The organism is Sulfurisphaera sp. (assembly GCF_059755235.1).
The window spans coordinates 13,276-30,984 of record NZ_DBPRYF010000038.1; the positions used below are offsets into that span (position 1 = coordinate 13,276).

Genomic DNA, 17,709 nt, shown 5'->3' on the forward strand with positions numbered 1-17,709 from the left:
TAAAGGAGAGCACTATGGATAATAGTGATCCAAATGGAATTTACTATTTAGGGCCAGTAGGAAGTTTCACTAATGAAGTTGCAGATATTTTTCAGGGTGAAAAAATATCAAGAAAAACAATAACAGAAGTATTTAATTCTATTAACGAAAATTCTATAGGAGTCGTCCCAATAGAAAATAGTATAGAAGGACCAGTTCATGAAACCCTTGATAATTTATTTAAAAACGAAAATATTTATGTAAATTATGAAATAGAAAAAGAGATAAGACTTGTATTAGCTGTTAATCCCACAGTAAACAATTTAAACGATATTGAGGTAATATATTCTCATTCCCATGCAATAAATGAAGCAAAAGAGAGTTTATCTAAATTAAATTTAACAAATTTTGTTCCAGTAGAAAGTACATCTACTGCTGCACTATATGCGTCTAAACAGAAATACTCTGCAGCTATATGCTCTGAGTATGCGGCGAAACTTTATGGTCTTAAGATCCTATATAGAGACATAAACGACAGTATTAATATTACTAGATTTGTGGCTATATCTAAAAAAATCTCTTATGATGGAAATAAAACAATGATAATGTTCACGGTTCCTCACAAACCCGGGTCATTATACAAAGTATTAGAGAAATTTTATCGAAACGCCATAAACCTAACCATGATATATTCAAGGCCACTGAAAAACATACCATGGCAGTATTATTTTTACTTAGAATTTGAAGGAAATCTGAAAGATCAAAAAGTAAAACAAGCGTTGAACGAAATTAAAGACGAAGTAAGTATATTAAGAATAAAAGGTAGTTTCTCTAAATTACAATACCAGGCTTTAAGTTATCAAGGCTGAACAGCAACATATAACTTTTTGCTTTAGTAATATCAACTCCTTTTTTTGCAACTTCAAATATTATTTTTTTATTAGCACCATGTATCATAGCATAACATAAATAGTCCCATCTTTTATCTGATTCTCTAAGTACTACATGAGTTGCTTCCTTAAGGTTTTTTGCAAGACTATAGCAAGAAGACTCTATATCATTAGAGTTTACTAGCATCATAGCATTTTCTCTTATTCCCACTTTATCTCCGTTTACAGTTGCGCCATAGTCTTTGATTACACCCTTTTCTTTTAGTTCTTTTATTAATTCAACTAGCTCGCTCTCTTTCATATTATACTTCTCTGCTATTTGTTTAAATGGTCTATTAGTTATTTGTAATGGGTAAGAAAGATCTTTTAATAGTTCTTTTGGTATTCCAAGCTCTTCAGCTGTAGGTATTTTTTCATGTATTTGGTCTGGTTCACTATAAGAAACCCCTCTTATGATGTCATATTTTACACTTAACTTCAAGTTCTTTTTTGAATAGAGAATTACATAATCCCTTCCTCCACTTTCTTTCACAATTTTTTCTACGTTCTCTTTTAGTCTTTCCTTATTTTCGGATTTTAAAACAAACCATACATTATATTTTGGATGGTTTCTTATATAATTATGAGTTAATTCCTTTATACTTAACGTAATTTTTCTATATTTCTCTAAATTTTCTACTGGTATGTCAGTTGCAACTAGAGCTCCTTCCATTCCTTTTGCTCTAAAGTTTACATACATTCCTATTCTTTTTATGACCTCATTACCAACTAGTTCTTTAGTTTTTTCTATAACTTCATTTTCTTTTAGATTTAACCTTGATGCTATTTCACTAAAAGGAGTTTCAGTAAACGGAAAGTGATATTCTAACTCCATAACAAGTTTTTTGTCCACTTCAGATAACTCCATAGATAAAAATATGTTCAAAGAAATTTAAAAATGAGTTTATAAAAGTCCTAATTTTAGTGCAATTCCTCTTGCTGCTAATATTCCAGTTGCTGCTGCAACATTTATTCCTCTTGATAGACCTACGCCATCTCCTGCTGCAAACAGATTGTCTACTACAGTTTCCATGTTACTATCTACTACAGCTTTCATGCTATAATATTTAATTTCTGGTGCATATAACAATGTATTTGAAGAATATATACCTGGAGCCAAATTATCTAATCTTTCTAATCCTTCTATTATGTTACTAACTACTCTATAGGGCAATCCCATACTTATATCTCCGGGTGTTACATCCTTTAGTGTAGGTTTAACGGTTGATCTACTTATTCTTTCCCATGTACTCCTTCTACCTTTTTCGAAATCTATTAATCTTTGAATTATTGGTTTCTCTCCGCCTAATCTAGTCATTAGCCTAGCTATACTTTTACCATATTCTATTGTATCTTCTAACGGGTCTGAAAGCTTTATTGTAGTTAGGAAAGCAAAATTTATGTTATTACTCTTTTTGTCTGCGAACGTCTGCCCATTCACACCAATTGTCCCATCATCATAAACTTCTTTCATTACAAATCCGCCTGGATTAACACAGAAAGTTCTAACTTTGTCATCATATTTCTTTGTATATAATACAACCTTAGGGTCCCATACAGCAGAAGTCAGATCTTCCATAACAAAAGCTTCTGCCTCTACTCTCACACCAATATCTAGGGGTCCAGGTATCATATCGACACCTAATTTTTTAGCTTGGTCTAAAAACCATCTTGCTCCTGCTCTCCCTGGAGCTGCTAATACTGTTTTTGCTTGTATTTCACCTAGTTTGTCAGTCTTTATCAAGAATTCTGAACCCTTCTTCTCTATCTCAACAGCCTCAGTTAGCTCTGCTATTTTTATTCCTTTACTTTCTACGTATTGTAATATATTTTCTATTACGAGAGGGGTTTTATCCGTACCTATATGACGCTGTTTAATTGGTATGAACTCAGCCCCTACTTTAGCTGCTCTTCTTTGGACTTCTTTTACTTTTTCCATATTTGGCTGGAAAAATCTATCCTTTGGTGCACCGAATTTTAATAGAACTTCATCTATATAGTTAATCAATTCTTGAGCCTTATCCCAGCTTCTCATTAGTTCATGAAGTTCTCCTCCAATATCTGGTCTCAAATTAATTATTCCGCTACTATATGTACCAGCGCCTCCAATACCATACGTTATATGACATGGATTACAAAAAGTGCATTTCTCTTTTGGGCTTAAAAGTGGGCAAACTCTCTTTAGAGGTCTAGTTCCTTTGTCTATCAGTAAAATTCTAGCTCCATTTTTATTTAAGTTAGCCAACTCGTATGCGGCAAATAATCCTGCTGGTCCAGCCCCAATAATAACATTATCGAAAATTTCCATTTTATTCACCTCCAAGTTTTTCATCTCTTAAATCTATCATATCTAATGCGTCTTCTCCAGTTCCTACGAGTGTGATAGGAACTTTAAGCTCCTCTTCTATATGATCTATCCATTTTTTAGCTTCCGCAGGTAATTTAGAATAGTCTTTCACTCCTTTAGCATCTTTAAATAGTGAGTCTAATTTAGTAATAGCAATTTGAGTTGCCGAATTAACTCTAACTGCTTCTTTTGCTAATTTTATATTGAATGGTGCACTTCTTCTTTTTCTCCCCGTCACCGTTGCTACCTCCGCAATACCTAATTTTTCAGCCTCCTCCCAACTAACTTCACCTTCTAAAGGTCCTTCGCCAACTCTTGTTACATACGATTTAAATATAACTGTAACATGGTCTACGTATTTAGGCCCTACACCTATCTCACTCAAAACCCCCGATGCAGATGTGTTCCTGCTTGTAACATATGGGTATTCCCCATGATATAAGCTTAAATAATAACCCTGGGTTCCCTCAACCAAAATATTCTCATTTTTCTCTAGTTTTTCTATTATTAACTCGGGTATCTTAGTTATATATTTAGATAATATATCATAATCTTTTGCTAATTTCAATTTTCGGAGAATTCTTTTTACTTCAGCATATCCGACTCCTTGACCAGTACTTCCTACCGTTTTCATTAAATGATCATCGCCCCTCTCTTCTTTGATCTCATTTTCAGTTATAATCCCTACATGAGGATCTATGTACATTCTATCTAATGCTATAGTCTCCTTAGCTTCATTCATAAGAACATCGATTGATGTAAGAGCTCCAGGTCCTAAACCCAAATAGGTAGATTTATTAACAAAAGCAGAAGGAATTATTCTAACTTTCCATTGTTTACCCATATATGTGACAGTATGACCTGCGTTTATCGAACCTGTCCTCACGGAAAGAGAAGGAGAATCTTTTAATGCTAAGTATGCCGCTACTTTCCCTTTTCCTTCATCGCCAAAAAAACCTCCTATCAAAATATTTAGCATGAAACACCGTTTTGATAAATAACTCACTAAACTATATAAACTTAGTTCACGTTAATTTGTAATTATAAATATCTAAAAATTTTGGGCTTAAATATTCTTACTGTGTATCAAAATGTCATGATAGAATTTTTTCTGAATTTCCATTATTTATTCCTTCCTTTATTTCTATTGCAATTCTTCTTCCTAAACTTATAGGTTTTCCAAAATATAGTTTAGAGTATTGGCTACCGATGCCCATATGAGCGTTAGTACCTCCTCCTATTCTTGGTGCTACATCGAATACAACTAGATCTAAATCTGGCGTGACCATAGCTTGTAACGTAAATGGACCTATAATCCCTGGTGGTTCTAATCTTTTAGTCGCTTCAACGAACGAATAACCTATTTCAAAAACTTTCTCTAGTAAACTCTCTCTTATCGTAGTTGGTTCATGCCCTACTTCTATAAACCTTGGTAGTCTGCCAAGTTTTAATTGGATTTCAGCAGGTAGTCTATAAAACGAATCTAGGTCACTTTGTATCCTTCTATCTACACTTAAAAGTTCTACTCTGTTAAATATTGGTGAATAAAAGTAGTTTAAGTTAAAGTGTGCTCCTAATACATATTCTTCTATTACCATTTCTTTTATACTTTTATCATCAATTATATTCTCTTCTAATAGAGAATTAAGTTTTTCGTCAAAATCATTCTTATTAACAGCTATGAAGAATCCTCTTTCTACTCTTCTCTTAGCTTCAGGTAATTTTACTATGACAGGTCCTTCAACTTCTTCCGGTTTGAATATTTTTGGTCTTCTTATTTTTGCTTCATCTAATAGTTTGTAATAATTTTTCTCTCCTATTCTTTCTTCCCATCTGAGCATTTTTCTATTTCCGAAATATCTTGTTTTCATTTTTTCTATATTATCATAACCTACATATACAGCTAAACTTCTATTTGGTACAATAATAGCATCTCTTGAAATTAGGTAATTATCTGTTTTTTCTGATGTTATTTCTTTGAAATCACTTAAAACTAGACATTCGTCCACAATTCGTTTAAATTCTAAATAAGGTCTTTCTCTTCCTTTTTTACATAATCCTATAGTCTCAAAGCTCTCATCTTTAGCCCCATCGAATACATCTAGAGCCGAATGGCTAGCTAGTGCAGCTATTCTAACCATTATGTTAACACCATATCTAATTTACTGTTGTTAATCGCTAATTTTAATTCTCTTCCTATTCTTTTCCCCGCGCTCATTGGTTCATCCCAATATAGCCAACTATAGGGACTTCCATTTACATATAGATTTGTTCCTGCTACTATTCTTCCAGAAAATTCAAAAACTACGACGTCCCCTTGATCAGTAACTACTGATTCTAGACAAAAAGGTCCTATCATAGCAGGAGGAACTAATTCTTTAACAGTCTTAACAAAATTTTCACCATATTCATAAACTGTAGGTAATAGGCTTTCCCTAGCTACTACCGGTATGTTTCCTACTACAACGAGGGTAGGCTCTACTTTAATATCACTTGGTAATCTTCTAAGCCCATCAATGTTTGTTTCATATCTTATATCAATTCCAATAATTTCCAGTCTATTAAGTATTATACTATTGAAGAATTGAAAATACATTGGAACTCCGATTACGTATTCTTGGATTATAACCTCGTCAATATCTTTTATTATTTTTTGAGAGAGTAATTTATTTAACCCTTCTTTTAGCTCTTCTTTGTTTCTTGCAATAAAATATCCTTTGCCCCCTTTTGCGCCGGGGAGTTTAACTATAACTAACCTATCAACGTCTTCTGGGTTTTCAAACTGTTCTGGTATTTTTATTCCAGCACTCTTTAGCAGACTCATCTTTTTCTTTTGGTTTGCTTCCCATTCAAACAAATTTCTATTTCCAAAAATTTTTGTCCTAATTTTGTTTACCCTTTCAGGCCCCACATATTCAACTAAACTTCCATGTGGAACTAGTATGCCGTTTTCTGAGAAGTTATTTATATAATTCACTGCTTCATCTTCATTTTCATATCCATAAATTTCATCTATAAATTGAAACTGTCTATAGAATTTTACTCTTTTCTTGGGGGTTATTAAAGAGGTATTAAAACCTTCTTTTTTAACCCCATGTAGTATTTGTAATGACGAATGACTGCCAATTGTAAGTACGTACATTTAGTAATAAATTACTTATACTACTTATAAATGATTAGTGCTGTGGAAGATTCTGTTTGTGTTTTAGACTGGAGATATGGAAGTAAAGAAATGAGAGAAATTTTCAAAAAAGAGAATATCCTAAAAAAGATGGCTACTGTTGAAGTATCTCTCCTATACGCTCTTTCTAAAATAGGCTTGGTAAAAGAAGAAGATGTAATTAATGTAAATAATGCCATAAACAAAATTGATCCAAATAAAGTTGACGAGCTAGAAAGAAAATTAGGTCATGATGTGATGGCATTAACAGTCCATTTAGCAGAAATTTCTGGTACCTCAGGTAATTTTATTCATTTTGGTGCTACTAGTAATGATATCATTGATACTACTAATGCTTTATTATTCAGAGATGCTTTAGATATTTTAAAAAAGAAACTTATAGATCTTATTTCCATCTTAATTGAATACTCTAAAGAGTATCAAGATTTAGTCATGGTTGGTAGAACACATGGCCAACATGCATTACCCATAACTTTAGGATTTAAATTTGCAAATTATGTATATGAATTTTCAAGGTCTTTAGAAAGAACTAATGATACTAGAAAGAGAGTATTAAAAATAAAATTTGCAGGAGCTGTAGGCACTATGGCTGGATGGAAAGATAACGGTTTAAAAATACAAAAATATGTATCTGAATATCTTGGACTTCCATTTCATGAAATATCTACTCAAGTAGCCCCCCGTGATGGTTTTGCAGAGTTAATTTCAGATTTAGCTATCCTAGGTTCTCAACTTGATAGATTAGCTTTAGAGATAAGGGAATTAATGAGACCAGAGATATTAGAATTGGCAGAAGGAGAGGCTGAGTCTAGAGTTGGTAGTAGTACAATGCCTCATAAAGAGAACCCAATTACAGCAGAAAAAATAAGCGGTTTAGCAAAAGTCCTCCGTGGTCTTGTTATATCTGAACTAGAGAATATCCCTTTATGGCATGAGAGAGATTTAACCAATAGTTCTTCCGAGAGAATTATAATCTCTCATGCTTTCCTTATTATTGATGAAATGTTAAACAGTATGTTGTCTATATTAAGAAACTTAAAGATATACCCAGAAAATATGAGGAAAAACTTAGAGTTAACGAAAGGTCTTATAATGGCCGAAAGCTTAATGATAAATCTTACTTTAGCAAATGTTCCTAGACATAAAGCTCATGAACTTGTTATGAAAATTTCTAGGGAAGCTGAAAAAAATAATAAATCTCTTCTCGACGTGGCATTAGAAGACGATGAAATAATAAAAATACTGGGAAAAGACAAGATCGTAGAAATACTTAACCCTTACAACTATCTTGGACTGCATAGAGAATTGATAAATAGAGCAATAAATTATGCAAAAAATGTGATTAATACCTCATAAAATTTTATTAGCTGTAATTTCGATAAGATAAATGCCGCTGTAGCTCAGTTGGTAGAGCGCCGGCCTCGTATGGCCACGCTCCTAAGACAGCCGGTGGTCCGGGGTTCAAATCCCCGCAGCGGCTTTCTTGTGATAAAAATGTCGGAACATGAAATAATTAAAAATATAATAAGTAAGTACAGCTATGTCAATGACGACGTTTATATTGATAAAGACGGTTTCATGTACAAAATAGATGGATTTCAGCTTGGTTATACTTTTGATTTTATGGACTATTATGATCTAGGTTGGAAAGCAGTAACTGCTGCAATTAGTGACGTTTTTAGTAGGGGCGGAGAGCCAAAAAATATTCTAGCTTCTATAGGTATAGAGAAGGGAAAAATTAGTAAAATTGAAGAAATAGTAAAAGGAATAAAAGATGCTTGTGATTACTATCATGCCTCTCTTGTAGGAGGCGATCTTAACTCCTCTACTGGCTCTGGTTGGATTGATATTAGTGTCACCGGGAAGACTTTGTGTAATACTCAAGCTGAAAATGTGAAAGAAGGAGATAGTGTTATAATAACAAATCCCATTGGGTATACCTCATTAGTATTTATTTCCTACTTAAATTCATGGAAAATAAAGCTTAGTTACATAGAAAAAAATAAAATTAAACACCCTGTTATTAACAAGAGAATTGTCTCTCTTTTTAAGAACTATTGTACATCTATTCGTTATTCTACCGATATTAGTGATGGGGTAATTATTTCTCTTTATAATATAATGGAAAGGTCCCATAAGGGCATTAAATTATATAGAATGCCTTTCTCCGATTATGTTAGTAATAAACTTACTGAATATCATATAAAAATTGATGAGGTGCTTAAATATTCTGGGGAAGAATTTGAAACTTTACTAGTCATAGATAAGAAATACACGGAAGAAATTCTTAATTTTATGGAGTATCTAGGATTTTCCCCAATCTATATAGGGGAAATATCTAATACAAATAACTTACAATTTAGCGATAAAATAATTAAAAAAACTGGTTGGGATAATTTTACAGGTTGGTTTTAACCTAACTATTGGAGTATACGGTGAAATTGTTTATATATATCTAATTCTTTATGTAGTAGTTAGATATAGTATGGCTCAAACTTCACAAGAACAACCACAAGGTGGCTTTAGGCTACTTCCAGCCCCGTCAAAATATGAAAACGGAGTAGTAAAATTCGGAGATAGAGAAATTAAAGTAGGAGGTCCCTTACCTAAACTTGCAGAAAACGAGAAACTAGTTAGAGTAACAAGCTCTCTTTGCCCTGTATGTTATAGATTATTACCCGCTACTATATTTGAGAAAGAAGATAAATTATATATAAGAAAAGTCTGTCCAGAACACGGAGAGTTTGAAGACCTTTATTATGGAGATGTAGGGTTATACTACAAATTTGATTATTGGGAATATGAGGGGAAAGGTCCTAAAGTTCCTTATGTGGATCTAAAATCGCCTTGTCCGTTTAACTGTGGATTATGTCCGATGCATCATCAGCATTCGGCCTTAGTTAACTTAGTAATAACAAACAGATGTGATTTGTCATGCTGGTACTGTTTCTTCTACGCTGAGAAAGCCGGATATGTTTTCGAACCCACAATTGAGCAAATAAAGTTTATGACAGAGCAACTAAAGAGGCAAGGAACAACTATTGTGATCCAAATTACTGGAGGAGAACCAACATTAAGAGAAGACTTAATTGAGATCGTTAGATCTCTAAGAGAGCAAGGAGTTAGACACATACAATTGAATACATGGGGAGGTACTTTTGCAAAAATGTATTTTGAAGACCCTGAGAAAGCTATTAGGTATGCAAGACAACTAAGAGAGGCAGGAGTCAATACAATTTATATGAGCTTTGATGGTACTAGCAGAAAAACTAATCCAAAGAACCATTGGGAAATTCCATATACTTTAGAAGTCTTTAGAAAATCTGGTATGACTAGTGTAGTTCTAGTTCCTACTGTTATAAAGACTGTAAATGATCAAGACTTAGGCAATATAGTCAAATTTGCTGCACGCAACTTGGATGTTGTTAGATCTATTAACTTCCAGCCAGTTAGCTTAACTGGAATGATGAAGAGAAATATGAGAAATAAATTTAGAATAACAATCCCAGAAGTGTTAAAGAATGTTGAGGAACAAACTGATGGTGAAGTTACTAGAGATAGTTGGTATCCTATAGGAACATCTGTAGTATTTTCAAAGCTTATAGAAGCCTTAACTGGCCAAGAGCAATTTGAAATGGCAAATCACCCAAGTTGTGGAGCAGGAACTTACGTATATGTGGAATGGAGAAATGGAGAACCCCACTTCATTCCAATCTCTAAGTTTATTGATTTAGAGGGATTATTGGAATATCTAAGAGATAAAACGGAAGAATTGAGAGAAGGAGGAAACAAGTATTGGATAGGAGTCAAATTACTTTACAGCTTAAGGAAGTTTATTGATAAAGAGAAAGGTCCTAAAGACTTCGACGTATATAAGATGTTATATAACATTATAGTTAACCACAACTACGAAGCTCTGGGCGAATGGCACTATAGAACGTTATTCTTAGGTACAATGCACTTTATGGATCTTTACAACTACGATATTGAAAGAGTAATGAGATGTGATATCCATTATGTAACACCTGATGGCAGAGTAATACCATTTTGTACATATAATGTGCTAAATGATCTTTATAGAGACAAAATACTAAAAGATTATCAGATTCCAATGGATAAATGGATTAAACTCCATGGAGAGAATAGCATAGGAGACTCAATGAAGTATAAGAGAAATGCTACAAAATTAGAGCAAGGCGAAATATATCAGCTAACATATAAGGCATTCTTATAATTTTTTATATCTAATATGTATCTCATTTTTGCACTCACATAATTTATAGTCTATAAGTTTTAGTGTTTGTGCCTTTATTCCCTCAAACCCTTCCCCATTAACTATCGAAACACCATTTCCAAAAATTTTTGGTGATATTGTGACTCTGAGTTCATCATAACAATCCTCTTTTATAAAGCTCCATATAGTTTTGCCTCCTCCTTCGACTAGAAGTCTTTTTATACCCAGCTCATATAAATCTTCTGTAACGGCACATGATGATAAATTATTCAGCGTCCTTATAACTACTCCTTTTTTCTTTAGCTCCTCAACTATCTTTTCCTTTTCTTTCAAACTATCTTGAGTTGTGTATAAAATCGTAGTGGGAGGCGAAGCAAATATAATTGCAGAAGGATCAAGATCTAACTTACTTGATATAGTTACTCTTATTGGGTTTCTCCCCTTTGCATATTTAAGCAGTAGCTTAGGATTATCTATTTTTACTGTATTTGCCCCTACGAGTACTGCGTCTACCTCGCTTCTTACCAAATGCAGTCTTATTTTATCAAAAGGACAGCTTAGCTCACTATAGTAATCTTTAGCAGCTATTCTTCCATCTATCGACATCGTGCTAAAAATAATTATATAAGGTCTCATTTTGTCAACATACCTTTTTGAGTGCTTGTTGGAACTAAATCGTGAAACCAAACTCTAATACTACATTTATTTCTAAGATTACAAAGAAGACAACAGTCTACACATACATTAATTTTTCTTATTTCACAATATTTTATCTCTCTAAATCTCCCACATGATTCACATCTCTTTTCAAATACCAAGATTCTTCCACTTTCTTACATTCATACACATTACATATATAGTTTATCTTGTTAATAATACCTGAAATTCTATTCACCCCAGAAAATATAATATTTCTATATAAAACTATCAAGGACCCAGGAGAAGGAGAATTAGCTTTAATTATTCTTAAATTTTCTACATCAGTGGTTTTATTCTTTATCTCTAAGTTTATACTCACTGGATTATATTTTCTGTTTTTCCCAGTACCTTTTCTTATAAAAGTTGCTTCCTCAGAGCTCGAAATAACAAAAGGTATTTTAAAGAATGATATAATATAACTTGCTCCACCAGATGATTCTTCATGGTGATCAGTTAGTATTAAATATTTAATAGCTATATTGTATCTTGATAGTATTTCTTCTATTCCTTCTATTATTAAACTGTTATCCTCTCCATCGCTACTATTGACAAGAACACCATTAGACCCGTTTATTATAAGATATACATTGTAGTATCCTTTTATGTAATATACTCCTTGTGATATCTTACCAATCATCTTACAATATAAAAATAGGTTTCACTGGAATGTTATTAACATAACTACTTTTCTCGTTTCCAACAGAAGCTATGATTAATGCCCCTACTACTTCAGCCCCGGCTTTCTTGATTAATTTATAAGCTGTAAATACGGTCTTACCACTTCTTATTACATCATCTACTAGGAGTACCTTATCGTTCTTTGAAACGTAATCACTTCTTATGAAAATTGATGTAATTACCCCATCCGATTCTTTCAAACTTTCATCAACGTAATCTATGTAAATAGAGTCCTTATGTTTTTTAATTATTACAAGGGGTTTAGCTAAGACTTCTGCAGTTAAAGTAGCAAAAGGGATTCCGTTTACAGCAACTGTCATAATTTTAGTTATTTCTTTATTACCGAAGAATTTACTATAGTAAATTTCTATTAAAATTTTAAGTAAATTGGGATAAAATAATAATCCAGAAGTATCTACATAGCCGTCCTCATGAATTATAATTTTTCTAAGAAGAAATTTTGTGAGAAATTCCCTAGATTTTAATTTATCAAGAATTTCTTTTGCATGTAATTCACTGGGTATAGTGGATCCATTTACATACCTACAAAGTAAACTTTCTTGAATATTAAATATTTTTGAAAGTTCCTTATAAGTAAAACTGTTTTTTAATTCTTTAAGTAAATCTACTACAGTCAGTCTCAGTCTTAACTCCTTGTCCTTTTGCATATTCAAATAAATATCTCTCATTCTTTTTAATATTTTTGATGAACGAGGTTTTAAGAACTGAAATGTGATGAAGAAACCCACGCTGTGATTTAACTAATACCTAGTATTTCTTTTATCAGCCTATTAGTTAATTGTGGATCAGCTCTTTTACCAGTTTTTTTCATTACTTTTCCAACTAAATAATTAATAACTCTAGGATCTTTCTTTGCTTTCTCCGCTACATCTGGTTCTTCACTTAAAACTTCTTTAATTACATTTACTAGATATTCTTGGTCTTTTATTGCAGTTAATCCTTTTTCTTTGATTATTAATGAAGGCAACTTTCCTTCAATGACAACTTCTGGAAGAATTTCTTTAGCTATTTTTATTGTTATGGTTCCATTATCTAGTAAGTTTAATAATTCTACCAAATGTTTAGGAGTAGCCTTAGATTGAGAGGGCCTCAAGTTTTTATCATTAAGCCATCTGAGATAATCATTTATTATTAAATTAGCGAGTGCTTTGTAGTTTTTGTATTCTTTTGATGATTCCTCAAATAAATCTGCTAGCGCTTTATCCATTACTAAGACAGTAGCATCATATTCGGTTATTCCATATTGTTTAACAAGTCTTTTAATTCTTAGATCCGGTAATTCTGGTAATATACTCTTTATTTCTTCTATGTATTCTTTTGTTATAGGATACGGCGGTAAATCTGGATCTGGAAAATATCGATAATCTTCTTCGCTTTCTTTTGTTCTTGTTGGAACTGTAACTTTTCTTTCGGAATCCCAATGTCTAGTTTCTCTATTTATCATAATTCCTTGACTAATAGCTGCTCTCTGTCTAGCTATTTCATACTTTAAGGCCTCTTCCACTTCTCTTGCAGAACCTATATTTTTAACCTCAACTCTTTCTCCCCCTTCAACAGATATATTGGCATCAGCTCTCATTGCCCCTTCAAGATCACAATTACATACGCCCAGATGCTCAAGTATTGATCTTAATTTTTCCATAAATTCTCTTGCTTCTTTAGGCTCTGTCATATCCGGCTCAGAAACTATCTCTAAAAGTCCCATGCCAGATCTATTATAATCTAGAAGAGTATATTTACTCGTTAGCATTGATCCGGTAGGATAAACTATCTTAGCTGGATCTTCTTCTATATTAATTCTTCTAATTCTAACTATTTTACCTTCTCTAAGTCTTAGATAGCCTCCTTTACATATAGCAATGCTCCCTGGGCCGTCGTACTGTGAGATCTGATAATTTTTTGACATATCAGGGTAGAAATAGTGTTTTCTTACCATAACCAATCTATCTGCTATTTCGGCATTAATTGCCAGAGCTACCATTATAGCTGCTTTAACAGCATTTTCATTTAGAACTGGTATTGCTCCAGGTAAACCAAGGCAAACTGGGCAAACATTAGTATTAGGTTCTTTATTCATGTAATCACTGGGACAAGAACAGAATAACTTAGTTTTAAGTGAAGTAAGATGAACATGTACCTCTAATCCTATTTTAACCATAGTTATTGAAGAATACTAATAAGCATAAAAATGTTTAACCAAAAGCTCTATCTCCAGCATCGCCTAAACCAGGTATGATATAGCCCCTATTGTCAAGCTCTTGGTCTATAGATAGTGTAATTATATTTGCATCAGGGTATTCCTCAATTATTCTTTTTATCCCATATTCTGATATAATTATAGAAACTACAAAGATTCTTTTTGGGTTCTGTTTCTTTATAATATTAAGTGCTTGTAACATTGTACTTGCTGTAGCTATCATAGGATCTGCAATTATTACTGTATCCTTTGGATTAATCTCTGGTATTTTATTATAGAAAATTTGTACTTGCATTTCAGTTGGAAAACCGTTTTCTACTTCTTTCTCTTTTCTACTTGCGGCTATTACTCCTAGCCTCGCTGTAGGAAGGGCTTTAAGCAAACCCTCCACTAAAGGAGTAGCAGCTCTAAGAATGTTAATTATTACAATGTTTTCCAAATCATAAATATAAACTCCTTTTGCTTTAACTCCTAATGGAGTTTCCACTTCAATAATATTATAATCTAACATATTTAGAATTTCATAACCTATTATTCTACCTAATTTTACTAAAGTTTTTCTAAATGTAATTTGATCTGTATTTTTAGATCTTAATTGAGTTAAAAAATGCAGGGTATTTGGTTTAGATAGTATAAAAAGAGGCATACTGTATTTTTACCTCTTTGTTGTCAATTTTCTCGCTTCTCTTTCGGTTTCTCTAAGAATTAAAATATCTCCAAGTCTGACAGGTCCTTTTACATTTCTGGTTAATATTCTTCCTTTATCTCTTCCCTCTAATACTCTAACCCTTACTTGTGTTACCTCCCCTGTTACGCCAGTTTTATCTAGAACTTGTATTACTTCCGCTGGGAAACCGAACTCTTCAATTATTGTGGACTGTGTTTGGGTCTTTTCCTTTTCGCTCATTTTTAATATCCCTTACTAATCAAAAGACCAATTCACTTAAATACTTCACTCTCTTTTATATCATGACATGCCATCAGTTAAACAATGTAGTTTTTGCGGAAAAGAGATTCCTCCAGCAACGGGAATAATGTATATCAGAAATGATGGTAGTATCTTATGGTTCTGTTCAAATAAATGTAGAAAATCTATGTTAAAACTACGTAGAGATCCAAAGAAGCTAAAGTGGACAAAATCATATATGGGTGGCAAGTAAAATGGCTTTTCAAAGAACTTTTGTAATGATAAAGCCAGACGGAGTAAGAAGAAATTTAATAGGAGAGATAATAGGAAGATTTGAGAAAAGAGGTCTAAAGATAATAGCAATGAAAATGGTTAAAATGAACAGAGATGTAGCTGAAAAACTATATGAAGAACACAGAGGTAAATCATTCTTTGAGGAATTAATAAATTATATTACATCTGGTCCAGTAGTATGTATGGTTATAGAAGGAGATGATGTAGTAAGTGTCATAAGAAAAATGATAGGTAATACTGATCCGAAAGAAGCATCGCCCGGCACAATAAGGGGAGATTATGCTTTAAGTAAATCTGAGAATGTAATTCATGCTTCTGATAGCGAAGAAAAAGCCAAGAGAGAAATGAATATATTCTTCAAAGAAGAGGAGTTAATTACAACTGTAACCCAAGCCCGTATGTAGGGTCTTCAGCTCTTTTTATATTTATTAACTCTTTTATGACTTCTTTCATATCATCTGTTATTATGTCCTTATATTTTGTGAGTAATATTTCTAGGTCTTCTTTAGGAACGTCAGTATACAATATATCACCTTCTTCTATTTGTCTTCCTACCATTACATTTCCTTTAATAGAGACAGCAACTTCCATGCCTTTAGTAGCTCTATCAACACTCTTTTTATTATCTTGAATTTGCTGAATTTCTCCAACTCTTTTACCATCTTTCTTTATTAAAGGAAACTTTGGTCTTATTATGCCTCCTAGCACTTCAACACCTACTATTGCTGGATCACTTCTTCTGAATACATAACCAGGTATTATTTTAAACTTACCAGGTAAAACTAAAGAATCTAATGTTCTTTTCTTTTCACTTTCTCTTATTTCTGTGATGTATTTTTCTATGTCATCCAAAAGTTGATATATAATTTCCCCATAAATCACTTTAATTTTGCTAGGTATAGTTATTCCTTGAAGTGGTTTCACCCTAAATGCAGCTATTATACCGAATTCTTTAGCCCCTTGTGAGCTAAGTTCTGCTTCTGTTATATCTCTCTTGGTTATTGGCCCAATATCAGCCAATCTTATTGGTATATTTTTCTGTTTTAGGCCTTCCACTAATGCTTCAAGGCTCCCTAGACTATCTGCTTTTAAAATGATCCCAGATATACCAGCGTTATAATATCTTACACTGGCTATCTCTTCTTGGATAACTTTTTTATATTCCTCTATTTGCTCATCATTTTCTGCAACGAATAGAGGAGATCCGGCTAAAGCGTTTTCAATATCAGGAGCATATATTTTAACCCCAGCTGATGCATATACTTCTTCTATCTGTGTAAAATCAGATTTTACTATTTTAATGTCTTGTAATGGTTTCGGTACTAAAATCGCCCTAACCTTAGTTACTATGGGGCCGTTTAATCCTCCGAGTACAATAGTATCATTTTTCTTTAGAATTCCGTCATAAATAATCGTGTCAATTGTATAGCCTAGGCCTTGAAGTTCTTTAACCTCTAAGACTACTCCTTTTGCAGGACCTTCCGCAAACCTTAATTTAGTTTTCATATAATTTTGCGTCAATCCTGCAAGTAGAGCTAAGAGTTCAGCTATTCCTTCTCCAGTTTTCCCTGAAACCGGAATTATTGCTATATTCTTAGTAAAATCTTTTATTCTGTCAAACCTTTCTGCACTTAGTCCTAGTTCAGCTAGTTGCTCTACTAGTTTATAAACATAATTATCTAATTGTACCTGCACATCTTTTCTCTGTTGTTTAATACTTTCAAGAAAGGAATAAGTATCAACAGCATTCCAACCAGGTATTCTATCAATTTTATTTGCAGCAACTAAAAACGGAACTTTTCTACTTTTTAATATTTCTAGTGATTCATAAGTTTGTTTTTGAAATCCTTCCACTATATCTACTACTAGAATTGCTATATCCGCTACACTACCGCCTCTTTTTCTTAGGTTACTAAATAGCTCATGCCCTGGCGTATCAATAAATAATAAACCAGGAATCTCTAACTTAATAGGAAATACTTTCTTTAGTGGTTCTGCTATTTTTTCAATAACACTGGTTGGAACGAAACTAGCACCGACTTCTTGAGTCATTTCTCCGGGCTCTTTTTTTACAACTGCGGTTCCTCTAATTTTATCTAATAAAGTAGTTTTGCCATGATCTACATGCCCTAAAACTACAACTATAGGCTGTCTTAATTTTCTACTTTGTAATTGCTGAGACATAATTTTTCACCGAATGTAAGCTCTATTATATATCAACTTCGCACTCAAAAAATTTAATC

General features: G+C 32.8%; 18 protein-coding genes and 1 tRNA gene. 7 read left to right on the forward strand and 12 right to left on the reverse strand.

Annotated features, from left to right (window positions below):
- Positions 1–14: 14 nt before the first annotated feature.
- A complete protein-coding gene (locus AC3OCB_RS05950) occupies positions 15–848 on the forward strand; it encodes a prephenate dehydratase (RefSeq protein WP_498341388.1) in 834 nt (277 codons plus the stop codon).
- Here AC3OCB_RS05950 and AC3OCB_RS05955 read toward each other — a convergent pair.
- The 5 genes from AC3OCB_RS05955 to AC3OCB_RS05975 all read right to left on the reverse strand — a co-directional run bounded on the left by AC3OCB_RS05955 (position 811) and on the right by AC3OCB_RS05975 (position 6,397).
- The gene (locus tag AC3OCB_RS05955) at positions 811–1,776 is read right to left on the reverse strand and encodes an Lrp/AsnC family transcriptional regulator (RefSeq protein WP_498341389.1); all 966 of its coding nucleotides are present in this window, start codon (positions 1,774–1,776) and stop codon (positions 811–813) included. The genes AC3OCB_RS05950 and AC3OCB_RS05955 overlap by 38 nt on opposite strands.
- Before the next feature lie 36 nt (positions 1,777–1,812).
- Positions 1,813–3,216: an NAD(P)/FAD-dependent oxidoreductase gene (locus AC3OCB_RS05960; protein ID WP_498341390.1), complete on the reverse strand. Its 1,404-nt coding sequence runs from the start codon at positions 3,214–3,216 to the stop codon at positions 1,813–1,815.
- Between the two features lies 1 nt (position 3,217).
- Complete coding sequence (locus tag AC3OCB_RS05965) at positions 3,218–4,234, reverse strand: adenylosuccinate synthetase (RefSeq protein WP_498341391.1); 1,017 nt, start codon at positions 4,232–4,234, stop codon at positions 3,218–3,220.
- A gap of 115 nt (positions 4,235–4,349) precedes the next feature.
- On the reverse strand, positions 4,350–5,399 hold the full coding sequence (locus AC3OCB_RS05970) for a formate--phosphoribosylaminoimidazolecarboxamide ligase family protein (RefSeq protein WP_498341441.1): 1,050 nt from the start codon (positions 5,397–5,399) through the stop codon (positions 4,350–4,352).
- On the reverse strand, positions 5,396–6,397 hold the full coding sequence (locus AC3OCB_RS05975; RefSeq protein ID WP_498341392.1) for a formate--phosphoribosylaminoimidazolecarboxamide ligase: 1,002 nt from the start codon (positions 6,395–6,397) through the stop codon (positions 5,396–5,398). Before AC3OCB_RS05975 ends, AC3OCB_RS05970 begins: the two co-directional genes overlap by 4 nt.
- Before the next feature lie 30 nt (positions 6,398–6,427).
- Between AC3OCB_RS05975 and purB the strand changes: the two genes are divergently transcribed.
- The 4 genes from purB to tes all read left to right on the forward strand — a co-directional run bounded on the left by purB (position 6,428) and on the right by tes (position 10,670).
- Positions 6,428–7,792: an adenylosuccinate lyase gene (gene purB, locus AC3OCB_RS05980; protein ID WP_498341393.1), complete on the forward strand. Its 1,365-nt coding sequence runs from the start codon at positions 6,428–6,430 to the stop codon at positions 7,790–7,792.
- A gap of 33 nt (positions 7,793–7,825) precedes the next feature.
- Positions 7,826–7,916 (forward strand) — tRNA-Thr (locus AC3OCB_RS05985).
- A 14-nt stretch (positions 7,917–7,930) separates the two neighbouring features.
- A complete protein-coding gene (locus AC3OCB_RS05990) occupies positions 7,931–8,851 on the forward strand; it encodes a thiamine-phosphate kinase (protein WP_498341394.1) in 921 nt (306 codons plus the stop codon).
- A gap of 70 nt (positions 8,852–8,921) precedes the next feature.
- Complete coding sequence (tes, locus tag AC3OCB_RS05995; protein WP_498341395.1) at positions 8,922–10,670, forward strand: tetraether lipid synthase Tes; 1,749 nt, start codon at positions 8,922–8,924, stop codon at positions 10,668–10,670.
- On the opposite strand, the gene AC3OCB_RS06000 is transcribed toward tes, so the two are convergent.
- The 6 genes from AC3OCB_RS06000 to AC3OCB_RS06025 form a co-directional block, all read right to left on the reverse strand.
- Positions 10,665–11,306: a 2,5-diamino-6-(ribosylamino)-4(3H)-pyrimidinone 5'-phosphate reductase gene (locus AC3OCB_RS06000; protein ID WP_498341396.1), complete on the reverse strand. Its 642-nt coding sequence runs from the start codon at positions 11,304–11,306 to the stop codon at positions 10,665–10,667. The genes tes and AC3OCB_RS06000 overlap by 6 nt on opposite strands.
- A 133-nt stretch (positions 11,307–11,439) precedes the next feature.
- Complete coding sequence (locus AC3OCB_RS06005; protein WP_498341397.1) at positions 11,440–12,006, reverse strand: MBL fold metallo-hydrolase; 567 nt, start codon at positions 12,004–12,006, stop codon at positions 11,440–11,442.
- A gap of 1 nt (position 12,007) precedes the next feature.
- Positions 12,008–12,715, reverse strand: coding sequence for a phosphoribosyltransferase family protein (locus tag AC3OCB_RS06010; RefSeq protein ID WP_498341398.1), 708 nt, complete (start codon positions 12,713–12,715; stop codon positions 12,008–12,010).
- Positions 12,716–12,804: 89 nt separating this feature from the next.
- The gene (gatB, locus tag AC3OCB_RS06015; protein WP_498341399.1) at positions 12,805–14,226 is read right to left on the reverse strand and encodes an Asp-tRNA(Asn)/Glu-tRNA(Gln) amidotransferase subunit GatB; all 1,422 of its coding nucleotides are present in this window, start codon (positions 14,224–14,226) and stop codon (positions 12,805–12,807) included.
- Between the two features lie 34 nt (positions 14,227–14,260).
- Entirely contained in the window at positions 14,261–14,911 is a 651-nt protein-coding gene (gene upp / locus AC3OCB_RS06020) for a uracil phosphoribosyltransferase (protein ID WP_498341400.1), read from the reverse strand.
- Between the two features lie 9 nt (positions 14,912–14,920).
- Positions 14,921–15,172, reverse strand: a complete 252-nt coding sequence (locus AC3OCB_RS06025) for a 30S ribosomal protein S28e (RefSeq protein WP_498341401.1) — start codon at positions 15,170–15,172, stop codon at positions 14,921–14,923.
- Positions 15,173–15,239: 67 nt separating this feature from the next.
- On the opposite strand from AC3OCB_RS06025, the gene AC3OCB_RS06030 reads away from it, so the two are divergent.
- Positions 15,240–15,425, forward strand: coding sequence for a 50S ribosomal protein L24e (locus tag AC3OCB_RS06030; protein ID WP_498341402.1), 186 nt, complete (start codon positions 15,240–15,242; stop codon positions 15,423–15,425).
- Between the two features lies 1 nt (position 15,426).
- Positions 15,427–15,870, forward strand: coding sequence for a nucleoside-diphosphate kinase (gene ndk / locus AC3OCB_RS06035; RefSeq protein WP_498341403.1), 444 nt, complete (start codon positions 15,427–15,429; stop codon positions 15,868–15,870).
- On the opposite strand, the gene infB is transcribed toward ndk, so the two are convergent.
- Positions 15,842–17,650, reverse strand: a complete 1,809-nt coding sequence (gene infB / locus AC3OCB_RS06040; RefSeq protein WP_498341405.1) for a translation initiation factor IF-2 — start codon at positions 17,648–17,650, stop codon at positions 15,842–15,844. The genes ndk and infB overlap by 29 nt on opposite strands.
- Between the last annotated feature and the right edge of the window lie 59 nt (positions 17,651–17,709).

What these genes read in the sequence shown, in the direction of transcription:
- AC3OCB_RS05950 (WP_498341388.1), top strand. Translation starts at nt 15, where the DNA reads ATGGATAATAGTGATCCAAATGGAATTTACTATTTAGGGCCAGTAGGA.
- AC3OCB_RS05955 (WP_498341389.1), bottom strand. Translation starts at nt 1,776, where the DNA reads ATGGAGTTATCTGAAGTGGACAAAAAACTTGTTATGGAGTTAGAATAT.
- AC3OCB_RS05960 (WP_498341390.1), bottom strand. Translation starts at nt 3,216, where the DNA reads ATGGAAATTTTCGATAATGTTATTATTGGGGCTGGACCAGCAGGATTA.
- AC3OCB_RS05965 (WP_498341391.1), bottom strand. Translation starts at nt 4,234, where the DNA reads ATGCTAAATATTTTGATAGGAGGTTTTTTTGGCGATGAAGGAAAAGGG.
- AC3OCB_RS05975 (WP_498341392.1), bottom strand. Translation starts at nt 6,397, where the DNA reads ATGTACGTACTTACAATTGGCAGTCATTCGTCATTACAAATACTACAT.
- purB (WP_498341393.1), top strand. Translation starts at nt 6,428, where the DNA reads ATGATTAGTGCTGTGGAAGATTCTGTTTGTGTTTTAGACTGGAGATAT.
- AC3OCB_RS05990 (WP_498341394.1), top strand. Translation starts at nt 7,931, where the DNA reads ATGTCGGAACATGAAATAATTAAAAATATAATAAGTAAGTACAGCTAT.
- tes (WP_498341395.1), top strand. Translation starts at nt 8,922, where the DNA reads ATGGCTCAAACTTCACAAGAACAACCACAAGGTGGCTTTAGGCTACTT.
- AC3OCB_RS06000 (WP_498341396.1), bottom strand. Translation starts at nt 11,306, where the DNA reads ATGAGACCTTATATAATTATTTTTAGCACGATGTCGATAGATGGAAGA.
- AC3OCB_RS06005 (WP_498341397.1), bottom strand. Translation starts at nt 12,006, where the DNA reads ATGATTGGTAAGATATCACAAGGAGTATATTACATAAAAGGATACTAC.
- AC3OCB_RS06010 (WP_498341398.1), bottom strand. Translation starts at nt 12,715, where the DNA reads ATGCAAAAGGACAAGGAGTTAAGACTGAGACTGACTGTAGTAGATTTA.
- gatB (WP_498341399.1), bottom strand. Translation starts at nt 14,226, where the DNA reads ATGGTTAAAATAGGATTAGAGGTACATGTTCATCTTACTTCACTTAAA.
- upp (WP_498341400.1), bottom strand. Translation starts at nt 14,911, where the DNA reads ATGCCTCTTTTTATACTATCTAAACCAAATACCCTGCATTTTTTAACT.
- AC3OCB_RS06025 (WP_498341401.1), bottom strand. Translation starts at nt 15,172, where the DNA reads ATGAGCGAAAAGGAAAAGACCCAAACACAGTCCACAATAATTGAAGAG.
- AC3OCB_RS06030 (WP_498341402.1), top strand. Translation starts at nt 15,240, where the DNA reads ATGCCATCAGTTAAACAATGTAGTTTTTGCGGAAAAGAGATTCCTCCA.
- ndk (WP_498341403.1), top strand. Translation starts at nt 15,427, where the DNA reads ATGGCTTTTCAAAGAACTTTTGTAATGATAAAGCCAGACGGAGTAAGA.
- infB (WP_498341405.1), bottom strand. Translation starts at nt 17,650, where the DNA reads ATGTCTCAGCAATTACAAAGTAGAAAATTAAGACAGCCTATAGTTGTA.